The following is an 11,185-nucleotide window of genomic DNA, read 5'->3' as shown; positions in this document are numbered from 1 at the left end:
TGTGGTGGTGAACCTGATAAACTTGAATGCAATGAACTAATATGAGTCCATACATTTATCCTAGAGGTGATCATCTTGTCACAGAAATATCCGCCAATAAGCCCGAAATTACCCGTTTTCATGCACGGTGCCGATTATAATCCTGATCAGTGGCAGCACGATCCACATGTGCTGGAAGAAGACATTCGCATGATGAAACTGGCCAAATGTAATGTGATGGCTGTCGGCATTTTTGCTTGGTCAGCGCTTGAGCCGGAGGAAGGTGTGTTCACCTTCGATTGGCTCGACCGTGTGTTGGCCACATTTGCGGCCAACGGCATTTATGCGTGGTTGGCTACCCCGAGTGGCGCCAGACCAGCATGGATGGCGGAGCAATACCCGGAAGTGCTGCGGGTAAGCCCTGGCCGGGTGCGCAATTTATTCGGTGCGCGTCATAATCATTGCTATACGTCCCCAGTCTATCGGGAGAAAGTCGCGATCATGAATAAGCAGTTGGCAGAGCGCTATGCGCAGCATCCTGCCGTAGTGGGCTGGCATATCTCCAATGAATATGGAGGGGAATGCCACTGCAACTATTGTCAGGAAGCTTTCCGCGGATGGCTGAAGCGCAAATACGTAACGCTGGATGCTCTCAACATGGCGTGGTGGACTTCATTTTGGAGCCATACGTATACGAATTGGTCTCAGATTGAATCTCCTGCACCGCATGGCGAAAATCTGGTCCATGCGATGAATTTGGATTGGAAACGGTTCGTAACGGATCAAACCGTTGATTTCTGCCGTCATGAAATCGCTCCGCTGAAGGCGGAAAATACCGAACTGCCCGTTACGACGAATCTCATGGACGCTTACGAAGGTCTTAATTACTGGAAGTTCGCCGATGTACTGGATGTCATCTCATGGGATGCCTATCCAACTTGGCATGATGCGGCAGATCAGAGCAATCTAGCCGCATGGTTCTCGCTCAACCATGATATGTTTCGCTCGCTTGGTGGCGGTAAGCCTTTCCTGCTAATGGAGAGTACACCGAGCTTAACGAATTGGCAGCCCGTTTCAAAGCTGAAGAAGCCGGGCATGCATCTACTGTCTTCCTTGCAAGCAGTGGCACATGGATCCGACTCCGTCCAGTATTTCCAGTGGCGCAAAAGCCGAGGAGCCAGCGAGAAGCTGCATGGCGCGGTGATTGATCACGTTGGTCATGAGCATACGCGTGTCTTTCAAGATGTAGCTGAGCTTGGCGGCGCTTTGGAGAAACTGACAGATCTCATCGGGACACGAGTGCCCGCACAAACGGCACTTATTTTCGACTGGGAAAATCGCTGGGCCGTTAAGGATTCGCAAGGTCCTCGTAATATGGGAATTAAATACGAACAAACAGTATTAAGCCATTATCGTGCCTTTTGGGAACAAGGTGTTCCCGTTGATGTCATCGATATGGACTGTGATTTCAGTAAATATAAGCTTGTTGTTGCGCCAATGTTATATTTGGTACGCCCGGGCGTCGGAGAGCGAATCGAACAGTTTGTCGCGAATGGGGGAACTTTCGTCACTACGTATTGGTCTGGCATTGTGGATGAGAATGACCTTTGCTTCCAAGGCGGCTTTCCGGGACCGCTTCGCAAAACGCTGGGCATCTGGTCTGAGGAGATCGACGGACTCCACGATCATGAAGTGAATCGTGTCCTCTTCTTGAAGGGCAACGCGCTTCAAATTACAGGTGAATATGAGGTTCGTGAGCTGTGCGAGCTGATTCATACAGAAGGTGCAGAGACTCTTGCCGTATATGGTGATGACTTCTATGCAGGTCGACCTGCGCTCACAGTCAATGCGGTTGGTAAAGGAAAAGCTTACTATATCGCAGCTCGTACGGATCAAACTTTCCAGAGCAGCTTCTATAAGCAGATCCTTAAAGAAGCGGGCATCGATGCTGCTCTACAAACAGAGCTGCCTGCAGAGGTTACAGCTCAAATTCGTACAGACGGTGTGAATGAGTTCATCTTCCTCATGAATTTTAGCAGTAAAACCCACACCATTACACTGGATGAACAAGCATATACGGACATGCTCGCCTCGGATTCCGTATCGTCTAGCTTGCTGCTCCAGCCTTACGGAGTTCGGATATTGAAGAGAAGTAAACGCTAGAATTTGTTGCCGAGTGACTAATTTCATAAACTAAAGAGGATGTCTGGCTATAAATACCAGCATCCTTTTTTGTTACCCTTAAAGGGAATTGGAACCTTCATCACGAAGACTCTCTCCAACATGAACCTTATTCAGCGAAGAAAAGTGGTGACGTTGCATGAAATCAGGCATAAGCAAGTGGTTTAACGAAATACGCAATCTGCGTATTAAAGCGAAGCTATTTTTGCTAATTACAATATCTATGGCTGTCAGTTCTTGCATCTCATTGGTGGGGCTCCAGATTGCCTATTCGATTTATGATCAGCAAATTTATGAGAAATCATCTCAAGTTCTGAATCTATCATCCACCTTGATTGAGAATGAGTTAAACAAAGTGGAACGATTGACCTTTAGTATCATGTCGGATGAACAAATTCAGCAAAATTTAATCGTGATGAACGCGGATGAGTCCGATTACAATCGGATCCAATCACGTGCTAAACTTGTGGATCGACTCGTGCAATACATTAATACTGAGACGTATATCATTGCAGCAGATATAACCGATGTTAAGGGAAGCAGCTATTCCAGCGGTAATTTGATAACGCTCTCATCAGAGCGGAGAGACCTTATCCAAACAACGGCTGACCGAGGCAATGGAACCCTGGGATGGGTGAACCCGGACGCGCAGGATTACAGCTTAATTGCGGCCAGACAAATTCGTTCCTTCGACCAATTGGAGCTAAACAAGCTGGGCACCTTGGTGCTGCATGTGAATTTAGACAAGATTGTTAACCAATACGCAAGAGAAGCCGTAACGAGGGACGGCGAGCTCGTCATTGTATCAGACAGGAATTTAGTATACCCGCGCGCAGCTAGTATGAAATCCTTGCTTAGTGAGGGCAATCCAGCGGAGTCGGCATCCAAAGGCTTTCGCATTATGGAACAAGACGGAGAGAAATATTTCGTTTCCCATATTCACTCTGATTATTTGGGCTGGACGTATTACAACACCCTGCCCTTCCAAACCATCTTTTATCATATTATTTTGATGAAAAACTGGATGATTGCCGCATTCCTGCTTAGCTTTTTCCTACTTGTAGGGTTTGGGATGACGGTTGCAAGAAGCGTAACAAGACCAATAGAAGGCTTAATTACCAACATGCGCGGCCTGCAAATTAGTGATCTAGAGAAGTCCGAACTGCCAACGCTCGCACCATTATCACAGCAGATGGATGAGGTAGGCTTGCTACAGCGTACGTATCGCATGATGCTAGTGCGTATTCAAGAGCTGATCAAAGAGAACTACACGAAACAGTTGATCATCAAAGAAACCGAGTTTCGTTCCTTGCAGGCGCAGATTAATCCGCATTTTCTTTACAATACGTTAGAATCAATCAATTGGATCTCCAAGATGAATGGACAGAAACAAGTGTCCCAAATGGTTGAATCACTCGGTTATTTGCTCCGTTCGTCGATTAGTCTGAAGCAGGATATCATCACCGTGGAAGAAGAGCTGCAGCTTGTGCAGCATTATATTACGATTCAAAGGGTCAGATTTGAAGAACGGCTCGATTTTCGACTCGATGTTCCAGAACCAATTAGAAGCAACAGTATACCAAAGCTGACGCTGCAGCCGCTTTTGGAAAATGCGATTAAATATGCGGTAGAAGTCATGCTAGAGCCATGTGTCATCCAAATTATCGGTCGAGAAGAAGGCGAATCTATTTTACTCATTATGGAAGATAATGGACCTGGTATTGATGAAGCCTATTTAGAACAGATCCTGACAGGAGAACGTAAATCCAGAGGTACAGGTATCGGTCTGAAAAATATTGATGAACGAATCAAGCTTTCTTTTGGCGATGAATTCGGAGTCCAAGTGGATAATCGCGTGGGCAGCGGTGCTCGTATTACAGTCCGTATTCCTATTACGAAAAGAGGGTAACTGCTTATGTATAAAGTGCTGTTAGTCGATGATGAACGAATGATTCTGGAGGGTATTTCTTCCATTGTGGATTGGCAATCGGTGGATACACAGTTAGTTGGAACAGCGCGAAATGGTGTTGAAGCCTACGCCTTCGTGTGTGAACATACACCCGACATTATTATAAGTGATATTCGCATGCCTGGTATGGATGGACTCGGGCTTGTGGCCCGAGTAAAAGAAACCCATCCGCACATCCGCTTCATTATGCTTTCTGGATTCGATGAATTCGAATATGCCCAAATCGCCATGCAGTATGGGGTGAAGCATTATTTATTAAAGCCATGCAACGAGAACAGCATTCTGAAGGCCTTAAGCGAAATTGCTGCGGAATATAAGCAGGAAGAGAGCAAGGAAGGCTTTATTCAGTCGATGAAGGCGAATTTGCGGAAGGTACTGCCCCATGTGAAGGAACAGTTTCTGAAGGAGTTCGTGACGAATAAGTCGTATGGAAGCCGGGATTGGGATTATTATCAGGATTTATTTGGACTGCAGGTTAGCGGGAAGAAAGTGCGTTTATTGCTTTTTCGTCTGGAAGACAAGTTCGAATATGAGCATCTTTTTGCCGTGAAAAATATTGCTGAGGATATTCTCGATGAACCTCTGCTAAGCTCCACCATTGCTGAACAAATTCTGATTATGATTGAGGATCAGCAAGACATGGAGCGATTACAAGAGCAAATCAAAGAGATACGGCGCATTTTTATGCTCTATTACAAAATTGATACGACAGTCGCATTAAGCGAATCAGGAGATATCGTAGAGGCGAGACGTCTTTATCTGCAAGCGCTCGATTGTTTGGGCCATCGCTTTTATCTTGGTGAAGGCGGACTGATTACAATGCGTGATATCCTGGATTCCACCCTACTAAGCAAAGCCGATTTCGTCTATGACGAAGATCGGATTCTGTTCCCGATCCGGGCAGGCAATTGGGAGGAAGCAGAAGTGAGTATTGACGCGTTTCACGATCAACTGGCCAATTCCCGACTCGATATTCAGACGACCAAGTCGTATGTCATTCAAATATTTATTTCCATGACGCGACTAGTTGCAGAAGAGAAAATGAATCATTACATGGGGCTGATTGGTCAAATATCTCAACTGGAAACCCTGCAAGCGAGCATCCAATTGCTGAAACAAATCGCATCCGAAATCACGCTTATTAACTTTGAACAAAATAAAAATAAACATTCGCAAGTCGTCCAGAAGGTTATAGATATCGTTAATTCGGAGTTAGCCAACGCTGAACTTTCTCTCAATTGGGTAGCCCACCAGATGATGTATATGAACCCGGATTATTTGGGGAAATTGTTCAAGAAAGAGACAGGAGAACGTTTCTCTAACTTTGTGGTCACCGTAAGGATTAAGAAAGCAATGGAGATTATTAGACATAATGATGATGTTAAAATGTTCGAACTAGCGGAACAGCTGGGTTTTGGCGACAATCCGCAATACTTCTCTCAAGTGTTTAAAAAGATTGCAGGCTGCGCTCCTTCCGAGTATAAGAAGTTGACGCTATAAATCTTGCGCTATAAATCTTGTTTTCACTGTTTTTTGAACATTTATCGCGGTAAATTAGATTCAACTTTCGCTCTTCCAAGCTGATAATAAGAAGTGTGGAGCGCAGGTGACTCATAGGGGGAAGCTAACTATGAAACGCATACCAATACTAGTCCTGCTCCTAGTCATGTTGTTGTTAATCGGATGCAGCTCGAGTCAGCAATCAGCGAATGGGGGAACGGGGACATCAAGAACGATAGAAACTGCGAAAAGTGAAAGCAAGCATGACGTTAAGCTTCGAATCGCTTGGTGGGGCGGTCAAGCCAGACATGACTACACTTTGAAGCTGATAGAGTTATACCAACAGCAGAATCCAGGCGTGAAGATCGATACGGAATATGCCGGCTTCGATGATTATTGGAAAAAGCTGGCGCCGCAAGCCGCGGCCAACCAACTTCCGGATATTATCCAGATGGATATCTCGTACTTAAATCAATATAGTTCGAAGAATCAGCTGGAAGATCTAGATGAGCTTACAAATAACGGAACGCTAGATGTTCGTTCAGCTTCAGCGGAAACGATAGCGTCTGGACGAATTGGCGGCAAGCTTTACGGTATTCCTCTTGGGGTGAATGCGATGGGAGCAACCTTCGATGCAGCGCTGCTGAAGCAGGCAGGTATCACTTCGATTCCTGTGAACTGGACGTGGTTTGATCTGGAGCAAATCGCTAAGCGTATGAAGGGAATAGGCAAAGTGCTCGATCATATGCGATTCGATCAGTTCTTTCCTTACTACTTGCGTACGCAAAATCAGCACTATTTTAGCTCGGATGGTACGAGTCTTGGTTATAGCGATCCCCAATATTTTATAAATTACTTCACGATGTATCTCAAATGGTACGATGCCGGTTACATGCGAAACTGGGATAAAGAGTCTTTGACCAAATTGACTCCGGAGGAGAATCCGGTTGTACTCGGCGATGGGTTCATGACGATGGCCTGGTCGAATCAATTCGTGACTCTGCAGGAGGCTGCCAAGAAATCATTGAGCATGATAGGGCTTCCGGGTCCAAATGGGAAGCAAGGTCTTTATTTGAAGCCAACCATGCTGTTCTCCATTTCGAAAAGTTCGAAGCAGAAAACAGAAGCAGCTAAATTTATTTCTTGGTTTATTAATGATTTGGAAGCGAATAAGCTCATAAATGGAGACCGCGGGATTCCGATTTCGGCTGCCGTTAGGGAAGGTTTGAAACCCCTACTAACAGAGGCCGATCAGAAAGTCTATGATTACGTCGCTTGGGCACAGTTGAACAGCAGTGTTATGGATCCACCGGATCCGCCAGGGGCTGCAGAAGTAAGCAAGCTGCTTCGGGATATGCAGGAGCAGATCTTGTACAGGAAGCTCTCGGTGGAAGAGGCCGCAGCCAAATTCATGAACGATGCCAACGCAATTCTTGCCAAAAACAAGAAGTAAGAACTTTGTAAGCAGCTTTATATAGGGGTTAAAGTAGGGGTGAGAGGGCAGCTTCATGCAAGCTGCCCTCCCCAAATAAACAGAATTTGACGAATGTAAGGGAGTGGAACTATGAAACTACGTGAAAATGATCACATAGTCGGTTATGTGTTTATATCACCTTTCATCCTGGGTTTTCTGATCTTCACGCTGTTTCCGATGTTTTCATCGCTGTATTTTTCATTTACCGAGTACGATTTACTCTCGGCTCCACGATGGGTGGGACTTTCCAATTACGAGAAAATGTTCACAGATGACGACAAAATCATGGACTCCATCCGAGTAACACTGACTTACGTACTCACGTCCGTTCCATTGCGACTCATTATTGCATTGCTCGTCGCCATGCTTTTGAATCGTGCGGTAAAAGGAATTGGCTTATACCGAGCCACGTATTACTTACCGTCATTGATTGGCGGCAGCGTAGCGGTTTCTATTATGTGGCGACAAATATTCGGAGATAAGGGACTTATCAATGCTTTTCTAGGAAACATCGGCATCCACACCAGTACATCTTGGATTGGCTTCCCGGCAACGGCGCTTGGAACGTTAGTACTGCTTTCGGTTTGGCAGTTTGGTTCCTCCATGCTGATTTTTCTTGCCGGTCTTAAGAATATTCCGGGGACCTATTACGAGGCCGCAAGTGTAGATGGCGCTGGACCGATTCGCAAATTTTTCCACATCACACTGCCTTTGTTAAGTCCGATTATTCTCTTTAATTTAATCCTGCAAACGATTTCAGGCTTCTTAACCTTTACCCCGGCCTACATTATTTCCAATGGGGAAGGCGGGCCGCTGAACAATACCTTGCTGTATTCGCTTTATTTATTTCATCGAGCATTCGTCTTCTTCGAAATGGGTTACGCTTCGGCCATGGCTTGGTTCATGCTGATCCTTATCGGACTCATTACCTTAGTGATTTTCAAAACATCGAAATATTGGGTTCATTACGAAAGCTAGGAGGGGTAGAACATGGTTTTACGAGTCAAAAATGTGAAAACGCTGCTGTATCATCTCATCGTTTGTATCATCGCGGTAACGGCGATTTATCCGATCCTGTGGCTGGTCGCCAGCTCACTGAAGCCGAATGATGAAATCTATACAACGGCTACCAGTCTGATCCCAAGTCGGCTCGAGTGGAACAATTATGTGTCGGGCTGGAAAGGGTTTGCAGGCAATACGTTTGCTACATTCATGAAAAATTCGTTCATTATTGTTATTCTTTCGACGTTAGGTGCGGTGGTTTCCTCCGCTTTAGTAGGATATGGATTTGCCCGGATTCGTTTTGCCGGAAGCAAATTCTGGTTTTCAGCGGTTATGCTTACTTTACTGCTTCCTCAAGACGTAACGATTATTTCGCAATATATTTTATTTGCCAAAATAGGCTGGTTATCCAGCTTTAAACCGATTATTGTCCCGCAGTTCTTTGGGATTCCGTTCTTCATCTTCTTGATCATGCAGTTTATTCGTACGATTCCTCCGGAATTGGATGAAGCCGCAAAAATGGACGGATGCAGCAAATACAGCATCTTTTACAAAATCATCGTACCCTTAATTGTTCCGGCACTCGTGACGTCAGCGATTTTCTCCTTCTATTGGAGATGGGATGATTTCTACACGCCTCTGCTTTATTTGAACAATCCGAGTCAATATCCAGTTTCCTTAGCATTGAAGCTTTTCTTGGATAGCGAGTCTTTGAATAACTGGGGCGGCATGTTTGCCATGTCGACGTTATCACTTGTCCCGATTTTCGTAGTTTTCATCATATTCCAGAAGTACATTGTTGACGGGATTTCGACGAGCGGTTTGAAAGGATAAGAAGAGATGGTTACAAACATAGAAAATAGCCAACTACAGGGAGGAAATGAAGAGATGCCAGCCTTACAATTCGATCCAGATGAAATTCGCAAGGTGATTGACCGTGTAGTTCATAGAACGTTCCGAATGGACTTTAATTGGGATTGGCCGGGTGGTGTAGCCTTCTATGGCGTAACCGAAGCCTATGAAGCGACGGGCAAGGAGGAATATCTGCAGCTGCTGAAAGATTGGATCGATGAGAAGCTGGAGGATGGCTTGCCTAAGCTGTCCGTTAATGGGATCTCCATTGGACACTCCTTGCTGACATTGTACAAAGAAACTGGCGAAGATCGGTATATCGATATTGCTTCCCAAATGGCTGAATTCCTTCAGCATGAGGCTGAGCGTTTCGGAGAAGGCATATTCCAGCACACGGTGAACTCGGAAACCTATAACTTTCCGCAGCAGGCATGGGTGGATACCATGTTCATGGCAGGTTACTTCCTCCTGCGGATCGGTTCCGTGCTAAAGCGTGACGATTATTTCGAAGATGGGTTGAAACAATATCACGGTCACGAGAATTACTTGCAAGATATGACAACTAATCTCTACTACCACGGCTGGGATCATCTAGCGCAAAATCATATGTCGAGCATATTCTGGGCCCGTGGCAATGCTTGGGCAGCGATCACGATGGCTCGTGCGCTGAGACTTGTGCATGTGACGCACCCTTCATTTATGATTCTCGAGGGCTCGCTGCGTGATCAATTGAGCGCACTTGTCCGCTTGCAAGAAGAGAGTGGACTTTGGCATACCGTATTGACGGACAAGGATGCTTATTTGGAAACAAGCGGCTCTGCTGGTATCGCGGCGGCGCTTATCAGTTCAGGTCCTCTTTACAACAAATATACGAATAAATCAATTCAAGGCATACTTTCGCGCATCACGGAAGATGGGACAATCACTCACGTTTCAGCCGGGACAGCGGTAATGAGGGATATTGACGGCTACAAAGGGGTTCCTTACAAACGGATTCAGGGCTGGGGACAAGGGTTAGGGCTTACTTTCTTAGCATCCTTGCTTAATCGCAAAGACTGGTAGGAGGTAAACGTCTATGAACGTACACTACAGGTTCAATTTCGGTCCAGAACAGAATTCAAGCTGTACAAAAGAAGGGTATACGAGAGTTAGTGGTCATTCGTATTACAATGAGAAAATGGGCTACGGCTTTCTGGATGGTTCAACGGTGTTTGAACGAGACCGAGGGCGTCCCGCGGCGCTCCGCCAAGATTTTTGTATTCCGGTTGGTGCTATCTTCGTTGTGGATGTGCCGAATGGCAGCTATACGGTTCAGACACTTATGGGCGACCTGATCACGTCAACTTGTACGGGATTAAAGGCAGGGCCTGGAAGACTTATATTGGCTGATGTACTGACGGCAGCAGGTGAGTTTGTTACTAGCAGCTTTACCGTTCATGTGGCTGATGGACAGCTAAAGCTTGCTTTCTCTGGCGTTACCCCGCGAATTAACGCTTTGGAAATCACCTCATCACCGCAAGCGGCAACCTTATACATCGTTGGTGATTCCACCGTTACCGATCAACCGCAGGATGGTTATCCGTACACAGGTTGGGGACAAATGCTGCCGCTTTTTATTAAAGCGGACGCTGCTGTAGCCAACTTTGCGGTATCAGGCCGCAGTTCCAAAAGCTTTTTGGAGGAAGGACGCCTGGCACCCATCCTTGATCACATGAATGCGAATGACTACCTGTTCATTCAGTTTGGGCATAACGATCAGAAGCTGGATACGGAGCGGGCAACATCCCCTTTTACAACGTATAATGAGCATTTGAACATCTACATACAAGAGGCCAGATTGCGGGGAGCTGCCCCGATTCTAGTAACGCCTGTGCAGCGAAGATTTTTTGACACTGCCGGTAAAATCATAGATACACATGGTGATTATATCACCGCGATGAAGCAGCTCGCAGAGGAAGAAAACGTCCCCCTGATTGATTTGGCAGAAGAGAGCAGGCAATTGTTTGAAGCACTAGGTCCGGAGGAAACGAAATCATTGTTCATGTGGGCGTGGCCGGGGGAGTTCCCTAACTTCCCCCAAGGCGCAGAGGATAATACACATTTCCAGGAAAGAGGCGGTATTGCCATCGCCAAGCTGGTCGTAGACTGTATAAGAAAGCAAAATATCCAGCCGCTTATGCGTTATCTGCGTTAGTAAGTGGCTGTCTAAAGAAAACCAACGAAGTAGG

General features: G+C 45.9%; 8 protein-coding genes. All 8 read left to right on the top strand.

Annotation, left to right across the window (positions count from 1 at the left end; all coding sequences use genetic code 11):
- Positions 1 to 120: 120 nt before the first annotated feature.
- The 8 genes from QFZ77_RS28050 to QFZ77_RS28015 all read left to right on the top strand — a co-directional run bounded on the left by QFZ77_RS28050 (position 121) and on the right by QFZ77_RS28015 (position 11,151).
- Positions 121 to 2,142, top strand: coding sequence for a beta-galactosidase (locus QFZ77_RS28050; protein WP_307449900.1), 2,022 nt, complete (start codon positions 121 to 123; stop codon positions 2,140 to 2,142).
- A 157-nt stretch (positions 2,143 to 2,299) separates the two neighbouring features.
- The gene (locus tag QFZ77_RS28045) at positions 2,300 to 4,069 is read left to right on the top strand and encodes a cache domain-containing sensor histidine kinase (RefSeq protein WP_307444552.1); all 1,770 of its coding nucleotides are present in this window, start codon (positions 2,300 to 2,302) and stop codon (positions 4,067 to 4,069) included.
- Between the two features lie 6 nt (positions 4,070 to 4,075).
- Positions 4,076 to 5,629, top strand: a complete 1,554-nt coding sequence (locus tag QFZ77_RS28040; protein ID WP_307444550.1) for a response regulator — start codon at positions 4,076 to 4,078, stop codon at positions 5,627 to 5,629.
- Between the two features lie 130 nt (positions 5,630 to 5,759).
- The gene (locus QFZ77_RS28035; protein ID WP_307444547.1) at positions 5,760 to 7,082 is read left to right on the top strand and encodes an ABC transporter substrate-binding protein; all 1,323 of its coding nucleotides are present in this window, start codon (positions 5,760 to 5,762) and stop codon (positions 7,080 to 7,082) included.
- Between the two features lie 111 nt (positions 7,083 to 7,193).
- A complete protein-coding gene (locus QFZ77_RS28030) occupies positions 7,194 to 8,081 on the top strand; it encodes a carbohydrate ABC transporter permease (protein WP_060645324.1) in 888 nt (295 codons plus the stop codon).
- Between the two features lie 12 nt (positions 8,082 to 8,093).
- Positions 8,094 to 8,939, top strand: a complete 846-nt coding sequence (locus QFZ77_RS28025; RefSeq protein WP_307444545.1) for a carbohydrate ABC transporter permease — start codon at positions 8,094 to 8,096, stop codon at positions 8,937 to 8,939.
- Between the two features lie 54 nt (positions 8,940 to 8,993).
- Complete coding sequence (locus QFZ77_RS28020) at positions 8,994 to 10,019, top strand: glycoside hydrolase family 88/105 protein (protein ID WP_307444543.1); 1,026 nt, start codon at positions 8,994 to 8,996, stop codon at positions 10,017 to 10,019.
- Between the two features lie 13 nt (positions 10,020 to 10,032).
- Positions 10,033 to 11,151, top strand: a complete 1,119-nt coding sequence (locus tag QFZ77_RS28015) for a rhamnogalacturonan acetylesterase (RefSeq protein ID WP_307444541.1) — start codon at positions 10,033 to 10,035, stop codon at positions 11,149 to 11,151.
- Positions 11,152 to 11,185 lie beyond the last annotated feature (34 nt).

Origin of the sequence: Paenibacillus sp. V4I3 (genome assembly GCF_030817215.1) — a bacterium.
In the GTDB taxonomy this organism is placed as follows: Bacteria; Bacillota; Bacilli; order Paenibacillales; family NBRC-103111; genus Paenibacillus_E.
This window is presented reverse-complemented; position numbering and strand designations above follow the sequence as displayed.